This window comes from Paenibacillus tianmuensis, from assembly GCF_900100345.1.
Classification (GTDB): Bacteria; Bacillota; Bacilli; order Paenibacillales; family NBRC-103111; genus Paenibacillus_G; species Paenibacillus_G tianmuensis.
Genome location: NZ_FMTT01000035.1, coordinates 45,053 through 61,257 on the forward strand (window position 1 = coordinate 45,053; position 16,205 = coordinate 61,257).

Annotated in this window: 15 protein-coding genes, 2 pseudogenes and 1 riboswitch; of the genes and pseudogenes, 10 read left to right on the plus strand and 7 right to left on the minus strand. The window is 53.8% G+C overall.

The annotated features are described in order from the left end of the window. Nucleotides 1-57 precede the first annotated feature (57 nt). Nucleotides 58-819: an aminoglycoside adenylyltransferase domain-containing protein gene (locus tag BLO51_RS19980; RefSeq protein WP_090674674.1), complete on the plus strand. Its 762-nt coding sequence runs from the start codon at nucleotides 58-60 to the stop codon at nucleotides 817-819. Between the two features lie 64 nt (nucleotides 820-883). On the opposite strand, the gene tenA is transcribed toward BLO51_RS19980, so the two are convergent. The 4 genes from tenA to BLO51_RS20000 are packed head-to-tail and all read right to left on the minus strand — an operon-like array spanning nucleotide 884 to nucleotide 4,482. Next, nucleotides 884-1,549 (minus strand): thiaminase II, encoded by a 666-nt coding sequence (gene tenA / locus BLO51_RS19985; protein WP_090674676.1) that lies wholly within the window; start codon nucleotides 1,547-1,549, stop codon nucleotides 884-886. A gap of 48 nt (nucleotides 1,550-1,597) precedes the next feature. Continuing rightward, entirely contained in the window at nucleotides 1,598-2,392 is a 795-nt protein-coding gene (locus BLO51_RS19990) for an energy-coupling factor transporter transmembrane component T family protein (protein ID WP_090674678.1), read from the minus strand. 6 nt (nucleotides 2,393-2,398) lie between these two features. Then, nucleotides 2,399-3,901, minus strand: a complete 1,503-nt coding sequence (locus BLO51_RS19995; protein ID WP_090674679.1) for an ABC transporter ATP-binding protein — start codon at nucleotides 3,899-3,901, stop codon at nucleotides 2,399-2,401. After that, on the minus strand, nucleotides 3,898-4,482 hold the full coding sequence (locus BLO51_RS20000; protein ID WP_090674681.1) for an ECF transporter S component: 585 nt from the start codon (nucleotides 4,480-4,482) through the stop codon (nucleotides 3,898-3,900). Before BLO51_RS20000 ends, BLO51_RS19995 begins: the two co-directional genes overlap by 4 nt. Before the next feature lie 192 nt (nucleotides 4,483-4,674). After that, nucleotides 4,675-4,780, minus strand: a riboswitch (TPP riboswitch). Nucleotides 4,781-5,090: 310 nt separating this feature from the next. Here BLO51_RS20000 and BLO51_RS20005 point away from each other — a divergent pair. The 4 genes and pseudogenes from BLO51_RS20005 (at nucleotide 5,091) to BLO51_RS30465 (ending at nucleotide 6,890) form a co-directional block, all read left to right on the plus strand. Continuing rightward, entirely contained in the window at nucleotides 5,091-5,312 is a 222-nt protein-coding gene (locus BLO51_RS20005) for a hypothetical protein (protein WP_090674683.1), read from the plus strand. A gap of 186 nt (nucleotides 5,313-5,498) precedes the next feature. After that, on the plus strand, nucleotides 5,499-6,290 hold the full coding sequence (gene asd, locus BLO51_RS20010; RefSeq protein WP_090674684.1) for an archaetidylserine decarboxylase: 792 nt from the start codon (nucleotides 5,499-5,501) through the stop codon (nucleotides 6,288-6,290). Between the two features lie 80 nt (nucleotides 6,291-6,370). Further along, nucleotides 6,371-6,673, plus strand: a pseudogene (locus BLO51_RS30460) (MFS transporter); the annotation flags it as partial. Between the two features lie 25 nt (nucleotides 6,674-6,698). Further along, nucleotides 6,699-6,890 (plus strand): hypothetical protein, encoded by a 192-nt coding sequence (locus BLO51_RS30465; protein WP_245719751.1) that lies wholly within the window; start codon nucleotides 6,699-6,701, stop codon nucleotides 6,888-6,890. Between the two features lie 75 nt (nucleotides 6,891-6,965). On the opposite strand, the gene pdxR is transcribed toward BLO51_RS30465, so the two are convergent. Continuing rightward, on the minus strand, nucleotides 6,966-8,399 hold the full coding sequence (pdxR, locus tag BLO51_RS20020; RefSeq protein ID WP_090674686.1) for a MocR-like pyridoxine biosynthesis transcription factor PdxR: 1,434 nt from the start codon (nucleotides 8,397-8,399) through the stop codon (nucleotides 6,966-6,968). Between the two features lie 275 nt (nucleotides 8,400-8,674). Here pdxR and BLO51_RS20025 point away from each other — a divergent pair, with 275 nt between their 5' ends. From BLO51_RS20025 to glsA, 5 genes are all read left to right on the plus strand, one after another. After that, the gene (locus BLO51_RS20025; protein ID WP_090674687.1) at nucleotides 8,675-9,160 is read left to right on the plus strand and encodes a GNAT family N-acetyltransferase; all 486 of its coding nucleotides are present in this window, start codon (nucleotides 8,675-8,677) and stop codon (nucleotides 9,158-9,160) included. 459 nt (nucleotides 9,161-9,619) lie between these two features. After that, nucleotides 9,620-11,101: an alpha/beta hydrolase family protein gene (locus tag BLO51_RS20030; RefSeq protein ID WP_245719750.1), complete on the plus strand. Its 1,482-nt coding sequence runs from the start codon at nucleotides 9,620-9,622 to the stop codon at nucleotides 11,099-11,101. A 397-nt stretch (nucleotides 11,102-11,498) separates the two neighbouring features. Further along, on the plus strand, nucleotides 11,499-11,738 hold the full coding sequence (locus tag BLO51_RS29840) for a hypothetical protein (protein ID WP_217266761.1): 240 nt from the start codon (nucleotides 11,499-11,501) through the stop codon (nucleotides 11,736-11,738). Nucleotides 11,739-11,851: 113 nt separating this feature from the next. Beyond that, nucleotides 11,852-12,472 (plus strand): pyridoxamine 5'-phosphate oxidase family protein, encoded by a 621-nt coding sequence (locus BLO51_RS20035; RefSeq protein ID WP_090674690.1) that lies wholly within the window; start codon nucleotides 11,852-11,854, stop codon nucleotides 12,470-12,472. A 166-nt stretch (nucleotides 12,473-12,638) separates the two neighbouring features. Next, nucleotides 12,639-13,583, plus strand: a complete 945-nt coding sequence (gene glsA, locus BLO51_RS20040) for a glutaminase A (RefSeq protein WP_090674692.1) — start codon at nucleotides 12,639-12,641, stop codon at nucleotides 13,581-13,583. A 162-nt stretch (nucleotides 13,584-13,745) separates the two neighbouring features. Here glsA and BLO51_RS20045 read toward each other — a convergent pair whose 3' ends face one another. Beyond that, entirely contained in the window at nucleotides 13,746-15,506 is a 1,761-nt protein-coding gene (locus tag BLO51_RS20045; RefSeq protein ID WP_090674694.1) for an adenine deaminase, read from the minus strand. Nucleotides 15,507-15,862: 356 nt separating this feature from the next. After that, a pseudogene (locus tag BLO51_RS20050) lies at nucleotides 15,863-16,205 on the minus strand (hypothetical protein); the annotation flags it as partial.

Consider the following 16,205-nt stretch of genomic DNA (forward strand, 5'->3'; position numbering starts at 1 on the left):
ATTTATATCAACGCAGAGTGACGCCGAGAGGCAAACGATTTTGTAAGGAGGAACGGTATGCCTGTTCCATCGGTATTGGACAACATCACAAGCCTGTTTAAAGAAGAGTTGAACGACAACCTGACAGGTATTTATTTGCATGGCTCTTTGGCGATGGGATGCTTTAACCCGGACAAAAGCGATATCGACCTGCTGATTGTTACCAAACGCAGCTTGGCAGCAGAAACGGCGAGACAGATCGCCAAAAAGCTGCTTGTCATCGACGACGAGCTGCCGAACAAAGGCGGAATCGAGCTGAGTGTCGTCCTCGAAAGCAGTTTAGACGAGTTCGTTTATCCTACGCCTTTTGAATTTCATTATTCCCCCTTGCACAGGGACAAGTATCGGACGGACGAGAATTATATTTGCGGAGGCCGGGAAGACCCTGATCTGGCGGCGCACTTTGTTGTTGCTTATCATCGGGGAATTGCTTTATACGGAAAGCCGCTGCGCGAAGTGATGCAGCCTATCGATAAGCGCTTTTACACCGAATCCATTCTTCACGATGTAGAGGACGCGCCCCAAGGCATCCTGGAGGCGCCAGAGTATTATGTCTTAAATTTGTGCAGAGCGTTATATTATCTCAAGGAAGGCGTCGTTTCTTCGAAACGCGAGGGCGGCGAATGGGGCTTAAAGGCGCTGCCTTCGGAGTACGTGGAGACCGTTCGTCTATGCTTGGAGCGTTACGGTGGCAGAGCGGACCGCATGGAGCCGGACAAGCGGCTGCTGTCCGATTTCGCCGGCTATATGCTCGGTGAAATCCGGCGGTCGGTTCCGTGACCCCGGCAGGAACAGCAACAGGCGCACCGTCGTATTTCGGCGGTGCGCCTGTTTGCGATAAGGACTATAATACCGGCCATGTCTCCTTGCGGTAAGCCATGTCCCAGAACATGTATTCATACCGGCTGCTGAGAATGAAATGATTCTGCATCCGTTCCCGGTCCTGAGCCGTTGCCTGCTCCGCCAGCTCGTCCAGCCGGGCGATCTGCTCTTCGACGAGCACCCGGAACCAATCGCCGCCGTAGGCTGCGATCCAATCGCGGTAGATCGGCTCTTCCGGCGTGCAGCCCGCCAGCCGCTCGCCGATTTCGTAATACAGCCAATAGCATGGCAGGATCGCGGCGATGATGTCGCCGAGCTGACCGGTATATGCCGCGCGGATCATATGGGAAGTGTAGGCATACGAAGTGGGCGCAGGCTCGAAGGCCGCTTTTTCTTCCTCGGTGACGCCGAGCAGCTTGCTGAATTTCTCATGCAAGGACAGCTCCGCCTCATAAGTGCCCTGCGCATGACGCGCCATGCTGTTCACTGTTGCCAAATCGGCCGCTTTAGCCGCACCGAGCGCCTGCACACGAGCGAATTGGGACAAATAGTACGCGTCGTTCAGCACGTAATGCCGGAAGCAATCGAGCGGCAGCGTACCGTCGCCGATGCCCTTGACGAATGGGTGCTCGAAGCTGGCTTGCCAGCTTGCGTCAGCCGCTTGTCGTACTTGTTGGGAAAATTTCATAACCAATCTACCTCCTTAAAATTGGGTAAGCCAACCATTGCCGCATAACTACCGTACGTCGCCGACCGGAAAATACGGAAACTTCCAGCCGAGCAGCCAAGCGGCCGCCCAGACCGTCAATGTGACGGCCAGCAGTAGACCGTCGCTGCCCGACCACCCGATATGGTAATAATACGTACGCTTTGCGGCGGACGAGAAGCGCTTCGCTTCCATCGCCACCGCGATCCGCTGCGCGCGGCGGATGCTCTGCGCCAGCAGCGGAATCGAATGCCGCTTCAGCGTATCGATCCAGCCGATGACGCCCTTTCTCATCTTGACCCCGCGCACTTTGAGCGCCATCTGCAGCGTGCGGTATTCGGCCGCCACCATCGGCACGAGCCGCAGAGCGGCCATGAAGCTGTAGGCGTATTTCGCCGGAAGCCGGCACTGCTGCATGAGCGAGTAAAACAAGCCTACCGGACTGGTCGTCAAGCCGAACAGCAGTCCGATCATCGCGGCATCTACGGTTTTCAGCCCGATTTGCAGCCCGCGGAAGAAGCTTTCCTCCGTGATGTGCACGAGCCCCCAGCGCACCCACGTCGTCTCTCCCTTGCCGAAAAACACCATCGAGGTGGAGGAAGAAACGAACATCAGCGCAAACGGCAGGGACAGCAGCAGCAGTCTGCGCCATGGGTGTCCGGCGGCGGCAAAGAGCAGCACCAGATACATCCACGTGATATTGGTAAGTACGTTGATGTCATGCGTGAACAGAACAAGCAGGAACAGGCTTACCGATACGAGCAGCTTAAAGCTCGGATTGACGCGGTGCAGCCACGTTTCCCGATAGGACCAGGCCAATGGCACGTCTCGTCAACTCCCTACCTCTTCGAATGTCGCCCGCCGCTCCGGGCGCAGCCGCGCCTCGTAAGCTTCGGGGCTCATATCCGCGGCGAGGACGCCTTGCCGCACCTCCCACACCCGGGTAGCAAAGCGGCTTACAATGTCGGGATCGTGCGTCACCATGATAATGGCCGTTCCTCCCCGCCGCCACGCTTCGAGCTTCTCCAGAAGCGCGAACGTATTCGCCGCGTCCTGACCGAACGTCGGCTCGTCCAGCAGCAGAAGCCGCTGCGCTTTGACGGTTGCGGCCGCTACGCTCAGCCGGCGCTTCTGTCCAAGCGAGAGCTGGTACGGATGCAGGCTGCGGTGGCCCTCAAGGCCGAACCACGCCAGCAGCTCCTCCGTCTTCGCACGGACCGCCGGTTCCGGCTCGCCGTCCCGGCGGAAATTAAACGCCACTTCGTCGTATACCGTATTCGCGACAAACTGCATTTCCGGATTTTGAAAGACGTAAGCCGCGATGTCGGCGACATCGTCGAAATCCCGGACCGTGCGGCCGCCCAGTTCGTAGCTTCCTTCCGTCCGCAGCAGTTGCATCAGCGATTGCAGCAGCGTGCTTTTGCCTGCGCCGTTCTCGCCGACGACGGCGATCCATTCGCCGGCGTTCAATTCGGCCGCCGCCGCTTCGAACTTCTTCACCGGGCCGTAATAGCCGGCGAAGCGGTCCAGCTGGAGCAGCGGTTCCTTCGTCGCTGCCGGCTCTATCCGCTCCCGCTGCGCAGCGGCATTGCGCCGGTCGTAGTCCTCCCATACGCCGGGGTACCAGATGCCATACTCCTGAAGCTCGCGCTTATGCGATCTGAACACCGCGCCCGGCTCTCCGTCGGCCAGAATACGCGCCTGCGTATCGAACAGCACGACCCGGTCGACGAAATCGACAATCTCGTCGATCTTATGCTCCACGATGAGCACCGTCTTGTCCCGGGTGACCCGCTTGACGGTTTCCCACACCTCGGTCGTGCCCTCCGGGTCGAGCAGCGACGTCGGTTCGTCGAGGAACCAGACGTCCGGCTCCAGCGCCAGAAGCGACGCGATGGCGAGCCGCTGCTTCATGCCTCCCGACAGCGCGGCGATCGGGGTGTGCAGCTCCTCAAGCCGCAGGCCGACCTGCTCCAGGCAGTTCCGAATCTGCCGCTGCATTTGTTCGCGCGGCACCTGAAGATTTTCGAGCACGAACGCAATCTCTTCGTCCGCATACGGCATGCAGAACTGCGCGTCGGGGTCTTGGAACAAATAGCCCCAGGACGGCGGAATGCCGATGCTGTCATATTTGACCGGCACGTCGACCGCTTGCGGAATCAGGCCGCTCAATACCTGCAGCAGCGTCGATTTGCCGCAGCCGCCAGGCCCGAGCAGCAGCACCTTTTGCCCTGCGTCGGCGCCGAAGCTCAAGCCGTCGAAAAGCAGCGACGGACTGCCGGGAAATTTCAAGCGCAGCCCTGATACGTGCGCGATCCGGTCCGCACCGCTCATTTCCGGTCCAACGCCTTGTAATCGTCAAGGCTTGCCGGGCGGACAAGCTGCGTGACGCCGGTCTTCTCCAGCGCTTTAACCAAAGCGTAAGCGAGCGGTCCGGTAATCAGGAACGAACCGATGAATCGGAGCACGATATACAATGAGAGATTCCACGGCTGCAATACGGTCAAGTAGCTTTTGAAATAGTCGAACACGAGCACCCCTGCGCCGGACGCCACTCCGGCCAGACCGGCAACGGCCGCGGTATACCGCTTATAGCCGAACGCCGCGAAGACAAGCTCCGCGCACAGCCCCTGCGCGAGCCCGTACGTCAGCGAGCTGACGGAGTATTGCGAGCCAAGCAGCATTTCTGTCAGAGATGCGGCCACTTCCGCCAAAAAGGCGACGCCCGGCTTGCGGATGATCAAGAAAGCGACGCTCGATGCCATAAACCACATGCCATAGACGAATTGCTCCAATTGGATGCCCGGCACCGCCGCCAGATTGTACACGTCCCCCCATATCCGGTAGACGATACCGAAGACGACGGCGATGACGACGGTGACCAGAATGTCGGTCAGCTTCAAGCCTTTTTTCATCTGTTTCCTCTCCTTTGAAGAACTGTAAGTCATATCCGGGACACAACAACGTCGGTCTGCCCAAGCGGATTACGCCAAGATAGACAGACGCGAAGCCGTCAATGACGTAAAGCTTACGGCTTCGCATCAACTAAAAAAGCCGCCCCCGTATAAGACGGAAGCGGCTCTTGTAAGCACAGTTTGATGCAAGCGTGCTGACGCTCTCCACTTCCCTACGCTGGTATCAACCAGATCAGGTTCAGAGGGTCTAGGATCTATCGATCCAATCTCAGCCTAAGCGGCTCCCCTAGTGACACACCTATATTACCACGGTTCACCAAATTGTCAATAACAAAAACGGCGGCAATCCACGGGATCAACTCCGGATGTAGCCCTTTTGTACCGTATTCATGTCGAAGTTTGAAGAAATACTAGGAGAAATTTACCTTATATTGAAAAATAATCGCAATCCTTTTTAGGAAACGGTTACGAACTATGGCCTTCTTTGTCGGATTCTGCTAAAATAAAGGAACCTTGGTACTACCCGGAACCTTTGCGCGCCTGTTAACCATGTATGCAGGATGCAAGCGATGGAAGCGCTGTCTTCAACGGAGGAAAGGAGCCATACTATGGACAAACTGCTTCGATCACAGCTTGAGACGGAATTGATCACGACCGAAATGGTGAAGCATTGTTCTTATTGCGTCATGATCTCGCCCGATCCGCTGCACCGAACTCCCATCTATTGCATTAAATATTCCGGGTCAAACACCCCGATCCTGGTTAATTTGGCGACGTGTCTGTCCTGCGGCGCTTTCAAGAAATGCGGGCTGCGCTTCGAGCAATCGTGACCGCGCCGCTACGAAAGTTTTTGCGTAGAAGCTTTATATGACCTGACCGTCTGAACGGAAGGCTCCTCCGGGGGCTTTTCTTGCTTTTTCGGACCCGTTTGGCTGTTGCTTTGTCTTTTGTACTATGTCAAGATAAGAGTTGTACCGCATTTCCACATTAATAAGGAACAGGTGAACCATAGCCCTATGAAGATTTCGTTTTTTCGGCTGCTGACCGAGCTCTCCTCCCGTAAATCGGTGTCGAGGCTGACAGGAGCTTTTGCCAAATCCCGTGCCAGCCGCGGGCTGATTCCCCGCTTCGCGAAAACGTACGGGATCCGTGTGCAGGACGCGGAAAAAGCGGTTCACGAATATGGATCGCTGAACGAGTTTTTTTCCCGTCGGCTCAAAAGCGGACTTCGTCCGATCGATGCGACGCCGAACACGCTGGTCAGCCCGGTGGATGCCATGATTACCGGCATCGGGCCGATTCATGAGGGACTGATCGTCAATGTCAAAGGACAGGACTATACCATTCAGGAGCTGCTCAACGAGAGCCCCCGGATGATCAATTATACGAACGGCTACTATTGCGTGCTCTACTTGAGCCCGACCGACTACCACCGGATTCATTCGCCCGTCACAGGCGACATTCTTGAGAAGGAGCATGTCCCCGGCAAGGTGTATCCGGTCAACGAATTCGGTCTCCGGCACATGCGTCGCGTACTTAGCCGCAACGAACGGCTCATCACCTACATGCAGCACGACGCAGGAGAAATCGCCGTCGTTAAGGTCGGCGCGCTGAACGTCAGCAGCATTCAATACGTCGTCCCGCTGCCGGACCGGCTGGAGCACGGCGACGAACTGGCTTACTTCGAATTCGGCTCGACCGTCGTCCTTCTGATGGAGAACGGCACGTTCAAACCTCGGGCCGCACTGGAAGTCGGAAGCAAGGTGAACGTCGGAGAAGCGCTCGGAATGTTTAAGCGACGGGATTAGCGCATACCGACGGACGGACGGAGTCGTTTTTCATGAAGGTCCAAGGCGGTCCGGCACCTACGGCTCAGCAGGCTGTGCGGATGGACGTCAAGCCGACTGTTTTTCGCATTCTGCTCGCCATCAGTCTGGTGCACCTGTTTAACGATACGATACAAGCGGTGATTCCAGCGATCCTGCCGATTCTCAAAGACAAGATGAGTCTCAGCTACATGCAATCCGGCGTCATCGTATTCGCCCTGAATATGACCGCTTCGGTCATGCAGCCGGTTGTCGGCTTCTATTCGGACCGCAAGCCGATGCCGTACATGCTGCCGATCGGCATGAGCTTTACCTTTCTCGGCGTCTTGGGGCTCTCGCTTGCGCCGAACTACGCGCTCATTCTGGCTGATGCCCGGCAAGGTCGGCACCGTGTCCGATCTGATCACGGGCCTCGCCTTCGGACTCGGAGCGCTCGGCGCGGTAGGTCTCGGCAGCTTGATCGACACCTTCCATCTACCGCTCGTCATGCAACTGGTCAGCTTCCTGCCGCTCATCGGCCTGCTGACGTTCTTCCTGCCGAGCGACCGTACGCTGAAACAATGGGCGCAAGAGGCAGAGTAACGCGCGCAGTACGAAAAGGCTGTTTTGGATTCGAATTCCGAAACAGCCATTTTGCTGTATATTGGGAGGCTTTGCCTATGCCCCTTTCATCCGTTCCACGCCCTGTCTGAGCTTCTCTTCGGACAAATGCGGAAAATTAAAGTACGCCCCGTATCTTACTCCCGTTTCTGTCTCGATCCGCGCTTCCGACCAGCGGACACCGCGTTCCTCGCAGGCGGCGCGGTAGTCCAAGTACTCCCCTTCCGTCCCCAGCCACCAGCCGAAAATATGAAGTCCCGCGTCGCTTTCGACAAACCGGAACCGGTCCGACAATTCGCTTGTGAGCATTTGCATGAACAAGGCAAACTTGCGGCTGTAGATCCGCTTCATCCGCCGCAGATGCCGCTCGTACTCCCCAGAAGCCATAAAAGCGGCCAGCGCCTTTTGTTCCAGCAGGTTGGCCGGGTGCGGCTCGTACAGCGCCTGGGCGCGGACAAACGGCTGTACGAGCGAAGGCGGCAGCACCACATAGCCGATGCGGACTTCAGGAAGCAGCGTCTTGGTGAAGCTGCCGACGTAGACGACGCGCTCTTCGCGGTCGAGCGCTTTGAGCGGCTCCAGACTTTTGCCGCGGTGGCGGAACTCGCTGTCGTAATCGTCTTCGACGATGACGGCTTCGCACTCGTACGCCCACCGCAGCAGTTCCTGCCGCCGCTCCAGGCTCAGCACCGCCCCCGTCGGAAACTGCCGCGTCGGTGTCACGAACAGCGCCCGCGCCTCCCAGTCCGCGGGCACGATGCCTTGCGCATCGACCTCCGCGTCGATGCACTGTCCCCCGACGGCCCGAATGGCCCGGCGGATGCCCGCATAACCCGGCGTCTCGGCGACTGCCGGCTCGCCCGGTTCGACCAGCAGCTGCGCGAGCAGCGCAAGCGCCTGCATTGAGCCGCCCGTGACGGCGATATGCCCGGCCTCTACGGCGATGCCGCGGGCACGGCGCAAATAGCGGGCGATGCCTTCGCGCAGCGGCCCGTAGCCTTGCGGCGGGCACTCCCTCCGGCCCGCGCCGGAGGCGGTCAATTCGCGCACTGCGGCGTACAGGCAGCGGTTCCACACCTCGCGGGGAAAAGCGTCAAGCTCCGGTGCGAAGCAGTCGAAATCGATAGCCGCCTGCGGCACCATTCGGCCGCGGGGCGAGGCCGATTCGAGCCGCTCCCCCCAAGCCGACAAGCGGTACGACGCTTCCGGACGGGCCGCGCCCGGCCCCCCCTGCTCCTCCTTGCGGAAAGCGACGTAGGTTCCGCTTCCGGTCCGGCACTGTAGATAGCCTTCGGAGGCCAGCATCTCATACACCTGATTGACCGTCCCGCGCGAAAGCCCGTATAGCCCAGCCAGCTCCCGGGTCGACGGAAGCCGCAGCCCGTGGGCGAGAACGCCTCCGGTTACTCCGTCGTGCAGCGCATGATAGAGCGCCAAAAGCTTCGTCGGGTGACGCTCAAGATAAGCGTGGTAAGCGATGTGAAAGTGCATTTCCGATATCATCCTTTCAAGCCGAAAAGGTTCGTTTTCTACAAGTGGTCCAATAAAATAAGTCTATATTTATTATTTTATAATGTCAATCATTAACGAGCCGTATCAAAAAGGCCCACGACAAGAAGAATATTTGAGGATCGGAGAACGATTAAAATGGTCTAATAAAAATGCACTCAATTGGCTCTTTTCCATTGTCTATAATCGAGATACGATATCGAATATTTAGAAGCTGGCTGCACCTGCGGCGGCAACTATCCGGAAGGAGAGACACAATGAACCCTTCGCATTCCTTGACCGTTCGTCAAGCCGAGTACAGCGATATTGAGGCGCTGGCGCCGTTGTTTGACGCCTACCGCCAGTTTTACAAGCAACCCTCCGACGTGGAAAGAGCCGAGCGCTTTCTACGCGACAATCTGGAGCAGCAGCAGTCCGTCATCTTCTTCGCCTATACGGAGGATTCAAGCCGACCGCTCGGCTTTACCCAGCTGTACCCGACGCTTTCCTCCATTGCGATGATGCGCGTTTGGACGCTGAACGACTTGTTCGTCCACCCGGACGCACGCAAGCAGGGCGTCGCCCGAGCGCTGATGAAAGCCGCCGAGGCCCATGCCCGCGTCACCGGAGCCAAAGGCTTGCAGTTGTCCACAGCCGTCGACAATGTTACGGCGCAGCGCCTGTACGTAGCGATGGGCTATGTGCGGGACGACGCGTTTCTGCACTATTATTTGAATATATCACATACCAATTCAAGTGAGTAAAGATGATGTCTCCCTTAATCTTAACTACATATTAAATTTTGTACTGAGCCAATCAACTTTTATTAACAGCATCCTTCTCTGAAAGTCATCCTTTGTCTCAAGCATTCCCATCTCATTCCGCATATCCGGCCTACTTGCTTTTTCCCCTAAAAACCGCAATGTTTTCTCTAGCAGACTTCTTCTTTCCTATAGTCCTTGCTCAAATACTTCTTCTGCAGCAAGAAGCCAACGACAATCACAACAAACTAAGGCACGACGCCGTTTGATATAAGCTGGAACGAAAAGATTGTAAAAACGTATATATTTCTACATGGGCATGGTCAATCGCGTAAAAATCAGGTAAGGAAACTCTATCTGCGATCTGCTCCTGCTACTGGAGTTTTTACGCTGTGCAGGTAACATATTGCGAACCACCTGTTCTACAGACATCATTGAGGGGGCCATCATCAAGTGAGAATCATGGAAGTTGTACTGGTGACGTTTAATGTGGTTATGTTGCTGTGGCTGGTTGTCGGGCAACAAAAGCCGCGACAGTTATTGTGGGGAGGATTGGCCGTTTCGGCGATCCTTCTCGTCGTACAGGGCTGGGTTGAGGGATGGCGCTGGCCCCTGATCCCCGCTTATGCATTGACGCTGGCTTCTTTATTGGCGCTGGTGTTGAATCATCGGCGGCGCACCCGAGCCAGGCAAGGGAGCATTCAAAGACGCGGCGTACGCAGAATTGCAGTGTGGTTATCCGCCTTTTTGTACGGGACGGTAACCGTTGCTGCGCCGTTGCTGTTCCCGGTGTTTACCTTCGATGAACCGGCAGGCCCGTATGGGATTGGCACGGTCGCTTATCACTGGATTGACAACACCCGCGACGAAACGTCCACTTTGGCGGCACCCGGGGCCAAACGGGAACTGAAAGTAAATGTCTGGTATCCGGCCAGCAAAGACGCTAAGGGAACCCGGGCGCCGTATGTGCCCGATTCCAAAGTTTATACCGAGGCATTCCAGCAGGCGTCTGACCTGCCGCAGTTGTTTTTGACCAGCCTTGGACAAGTCCGTACGCATGCGATTGAACATGCGGCGCTGTCCGATGCGGAAGCCCCGTATCCGGTAATTATTTTTTCACACGGGTTCCGCGGATTTGAGAACCAGAACATGTTCCAAGTCGAGCAGTTGGTGAGCCAAGGCTACATTGTGGCGGGAATCAATCATACTTACAGCAGTATGGTTTCGATATTTCCGGATGGACGGGTGGCGTTGTTCGATTCGGTGAAAAACACAGAATCGGAGATAGAGTCACTTGAACAAACGGACAAGACGAATGAGGTTTGGGTGAACGATGTGCGGTTTGTGCTGGATCAACTTGAACAGCTTGCTGCTGCTGACCCGGATGGGAGGTTTACGGGACGAATGGATATGGAGCGGCTTGGCATGCTCGGACACTCGTTCGGCGGGGCGACTACGGTTCAGATCCTGCTGAGTGATCCGCGGGTTCGGGCAGGCATCAATATGGACGGAGTCCTGTACGGCGAACGCCGCATTCCGGCGGCAGGCATAAGCAAGCCGTTCCTGATGATCAGTGCGAACGAGAAAGACGAGGAAAACGAGTTGACGAACCCCAGCGCCATAAGCGACGATCAGTTCTCCGCCTTAGGTATGACCCGCAACGAAGTTGAAAACAATAAAGAGATAAATGCTCGGTTTGCGCCGGTAACAGCCGGCGGGAATTACTGGCTGAAGCTGAACGGCACTGATCATATGAGCTTCTCCGATAACTTTTTGATCTCTCCAATTATGGAGTGGACGCAGGGAGTGAACGCGAGAGGGACGCATCGGCTCGTCAACGATTTTACGCTTGATTTCTTCAATCATTATCTGAAAGGGCGGCCTTTGCAGATATTGAACAATGCTGTTGGCACGCATAATGATTATATTTTGGAAAAGGGATAAGCTTTTATCCGGTGCAATCGCCGCCTGAAGACCGGTGCTGTGGCATCCGCAGGAGAACAAAGCAGATAGCGTAAGCCGTGACACCGTTTATTGAATTGGATACGTTCTGTGATCCAGCATATGCTGCGCCTGCTTGGAGATAAAGGCTGTAGGCTCTGCAAGCTCCTCGGTGCTGGCATACAATTAGGAAGAAGTCCCTCGTTGTCGCCTGCACCGCAGGGCTGGCCGCGATTCTCCTTGTTCCACATCCTGCCTTATAACTCTCTCATCCTCCATTCACTCGACCCCTTTAGCACTCCGTATCTATATTTTTCCACCTCTATCACATGATATTTCATGTCATATACCGCGTGACTTTCTGGCCGTGAAACCGACTTCATGCGGAACAGAAAAGGCGATGGTTTGTTTCAATTGTTTCTGTTATGCCGCGGTGAGTCGAGAAGGTGCTTCAGGAGAAAAATTCATTCGCAGCGCCGTCAATCCCGCCCGTTTCATACGTCCGAATGTAGCTACTCACTGTCACTCTGCTGCGGTTCAGGATTTCGGTGATTTCCCTTTAGATGTAAATCTGCTCTTAATTGATAAGGTGGCTCTCTTTTCCTTCCCATGGATTGCTAGATCCTTCGATTCAAGTTAATACTTTTAAATAAAAACCTCAGTTAATGGTACAGTTAAAACCATATTAAATGGATCTTTTCAATTGTCACTTACTCATTTATGATAATAAAAAATTGGGGGAGGGGCTTATAAATGAGAAGAGCTGAATTTTCTATTCAAGAGCAACAGGAAATTGATCATTTTTTAAATGAGATGTCATTTGGTTATCTGGGGACCTTAGACAAGGACGGGTGGCCACATATTACTCCTCTAAATTACACGTATCAGAATGGGAGCATTTACATCCATGGTTCAAAGAGAGGTGCAAAAATGGATGAGATATTGGCTTCACAAAAAGTAAGTTTCGCGGTTGCTAAAGAGTTTGCCATTATCCCTTCTTATTTCACAGACGCTCGGCAAGCTTGCCCCGCGTCAGCTTTTTATAAATCCGTTCATATTAGAGGAATCGCTGAGCCTGTTGAGGATTTACATGAAAAATCAGTTGCATTAAGTGGCCTAATGGAAAAACTTCAACCTGAAGGGGGCTATGCTCCTATTACTCCGGAAGATCCGAAATATCAAGGAGAATTAAAGGCGGTTTCAGTAGTAAGAATCTCTGTTGAAGAAATAACTGCTAAATTTAAGTTTGGGCAAAACCTAAAGGGGGAACGTCGCGATAAAGTTATTGAGGGGCTTAATGAAAGAGGAAGAGCTGAAGATGAAGCAACTATTGAATTTATGAAAAAGTACTGTCCCTTGCATAACAAAGAGTAGGTGACATGAAAACTGCCGGATTATAGAATTAATAAGGACGGGAAGCTTGCAGGGCCATCCGGTACCTGACGATTACCTGAAAAATACCCGTCTTTTCATCCTGACGCAAAAGCGGTATGCTAATGGTAAATCGCACTTATGGACCCCAAGGAGGCTCCCGCAAACGATGACATCCGAAACCGAACTGAACCGGCTGGCCGAGCGGCTTCCGGCCTGGCTCGAAACGAGCCGCAAGGAATCCCGACACGGCCAGCCCGCCTCCTACATCCCCGAATTGGCGCACGCTCCGGGCGACGCCTTGGGAATCGCGCTGCTCGACGCCGCAGGTCGCGAAGTAACGGCAGGCGACAGCCGGTTGTCCTTCACCCTGCAAAGCATCTCCAAAGTGTTCACGCTGCTGCTCGCCTTGATGGATCAAGGCGAAGAAGGCGTTTTCCGCAAGGTCGGCATGGAGCCGACCGGCGACGATTTCAACTCCATGCTGAAGCTGGAGCTGGTCGAGCCCGGCATTCCGTTCAACCCGCTGATCAACGCGGGAGCCATCGTCGTCTCGTCATTGATCCGGGGCGCTACCTCCGCGGAAAAGACGGAGCGAATCCTCTCCTTCTTCCGCGAGCTCGCGGGCGACCCAACGCTGACCTTCAGTGAAGCCGTGTACCGCTCCGAAGCCGCTACCGCACATCGGAACCGGTCTCTTGCTTACTTCCTCAAAGATAACGAAGTGCTGGACGAAGAGGTCGAGCCGGTGTTGGATGTCTATTTCAAGCACTGCTCCGTGGAAGTGACCTGCCGCCATGTGGCGCGCATGGCGCTCGTTCTGGCGATGAACGGAACCGATCCCTTGACGGGACGGGAGCTGGTGCCGCGTCGCTATGTGCAGATCGCCAAAACGTTCATGGTCAGCTGCGGCATGTACAACGCCTCCGGCGAGTTCGCCATCCGCGTCGGGCTTCCGGCCAAAAGCGGCGTCTCCGGCGGCATTCTCGCTCTCGTACCGGGACAGTACGGCATCGGCGTCGTCGGCCCGGCACTGAACGATAAGGGTAACAGTATCGCAGGCGTCCACCTGCTGCAGACGATGTCGGAAGCGTTCGACTGGAGCATGTTTTAGAGCGGATTGCCGGAGGCGTTGGCGAACTGGCGCCGCAGCACGTCCGGGCTTGAGCGGGATAAAACTAATGTTTAACAAAACTTATTGTATAACAATCAGCCAAAGCATTGTTTGCTTTGGCTGACTGTTGAGATAAAGCCCTTGAGTGTAATGTATCATGATCTAGTTGCTGCTTATAATCGGGTCAACAGGCTTAAGTGCTGCAACATCAATCAAGCCTTGGTCAGTAATGGCGTAACTTGGAATCGTGAGAGTAACAAACGAGAGACTCAACATAGGAGATTCCATCTGGCAGCCTATCTCTGCCAAGTAATTCTGCATAGCTGCAAGCACCTTGGCGGATTCGATCCCGTCCTGTGTGCACAGCAAACCGCAAATAGGCAGTGCCAATTCATACAAAACTTTGCCCTCATTTACAACGACGATGCCGCCTCCCAACTCGCCAAGTCGATTGATTGCCATCGCCATATCGTTTGCATCGGCACCAATCGCGGTGACATTGTGATGGTCATGACCAACAGAGGTGGCCACGGCACCGCGTTTAAATCCAAATCCTTTTACAAAGGCACGTCCGATACTACCATTTTTTCCATATCGCTCAATGCAGGCAACATGTAGAATATCATTGGTAACATCAGGTTTAATGACGCCATCTTCCACCGACAATTCAGCTTCCAGAGCGTCGGACAGCAAGGTGTGGCCATGAGTCCCAATGACTCGTACCTTTGCAGAAGACTTCGCATTGTCAACACGCAAAACCAAATCATCGGCCGTCATCTTCTTAGGCAGATGTACGGTATTACGCATAAAATCAGGGTAATCATAAGGTTTGAATTCATAGATAACCTTGCCGTTTTCCACCACTAGCTCTCCGTTGGCAACAACGTCAACCACAGTACAGTTCTCCAAGTCTGACAGGAACACAACATCGGCGCATTTTCCAGGTGCAATACTGCCGTAGCGGTCATCAACCTTTAAGCTTTCCGCAGGATTGATCGTTACCATCTGTAATGCAACCACTGGGTCAACACCCTCCTGAACGACCATGCGCACTTTGTGGTCAAGATGCCCGTTCGTGAGAATGTAGTGCATATCGATATCGTCGCTGACTATGGAACAATAACGAGGATCAACCTGATTTTCCGTTATTACTTTGATACACGCCTTCAAGTCTTTCGCTGCGCTGCCTTCACGGATCAGTACTCGTATACCGTGACGCAATTTGTCCAATTCTTCATCCGCTGCTACACACTCGTGATCAGAACGAATGCCAACAGATGCATAGGCATTTAGTTCGGGACCGCGAAGCTCAGGGGCGTGGCCCTCCAAAGTTTTTTTGTATTTGTCAGCGAGTTCTTTGATGCGTACAAACATCGGATTTTTGCTTAGCACAGTATGGGGAGTGGTTTCCGCAAAACCAATAGCGCTCGGCATAGAAATAAGTTCGTCCAAAACATCTGAATCCATCGTGGCGCCAACGGTTTGAACAGTCTCGTCCTCCTGAGTAAAGCCAAGAATAGGGTTGAGCAGCTTGACAGGAAGCCCTTCCGCCTCCTTAAGGACTTCTTTGATTGCTTTATACCCTGAAACAATAGACACTTCCATGACATCAGACGCAACAGCAGTTGTGCCTTTTGTAAGGACGACGCGGTTAAATTCCGTAAAGGAAAGCATGCTGCTTTCAAAGTGGATATGTGCGTCGATAAATCCAGGCGCCAAATATTTACCTTTAGCATCAATCACCTTGGTTTTTTCTCCAATGCAGCCCGGGGCTAGTTCGCCAGTAGCCGCAATTACTCCATCAGCAATAGCAATATCTGCAAGATATATTTCTTTAGTTAAGACATTAACCAACTTGCCATTTTTAATTACAACATCGGCTGGTTGTTTTCCAAGTGCTACGTCGATTACATGACCGTTCATACTTAAACTACCTCCAATGATTTTTGTTTGAAAAAACTAACTGCTTTTAGGCACAGTTGTAAAAGCGCTTTCAGTTGTCACAATAGCAACATACAACAAAATTGGAGTAACAACTGCAGTGACATCATCCCGATTTTCTTTTTTTCGAAGTTTCCGCGCCATGTAGGCAAAATAAATGTTGTCAATTAGCAACCCCATGGCCGCGCCAGGGATAATTCGCCCGAATACAATATGTGCCGGTATTTCATCTCCTCACTTTTTATAATTATGACACGGGCTTAAAAAGAATTGTAAAGCCTACAATGATTATAAGGTCAACATTTTTAACTATACTGGACAGTGAAAAGTTCTCACGCTTAAGAAGCCAACAAATCGGCGTCAACAATAGAGGTGTCCTGCTTGGAACGGATTATTTTCGTTATGGATAAATGCGGATTTTGGGCAAACAGGCGAAAAATCGACTTGCGTAAATACACCGTCACGGTCGCTTCCGAAACGATGGTCTTGGACGGGGTTCTCAAATAGCGAAAGAAGAGGCCGGGAACCCGCTCGGAAAAACGCAAGGCGATCAGTTGCACCAGTCCCGTCGCAATACAACTGCACATCACAAATCCTTCGATGGCCTGAAGAGTCAATCGAATCCGTTGTCTATCTGTTTCGTCCGTCACTTGCTCCAAGGGATGAGGCTCCCCCTTTCGG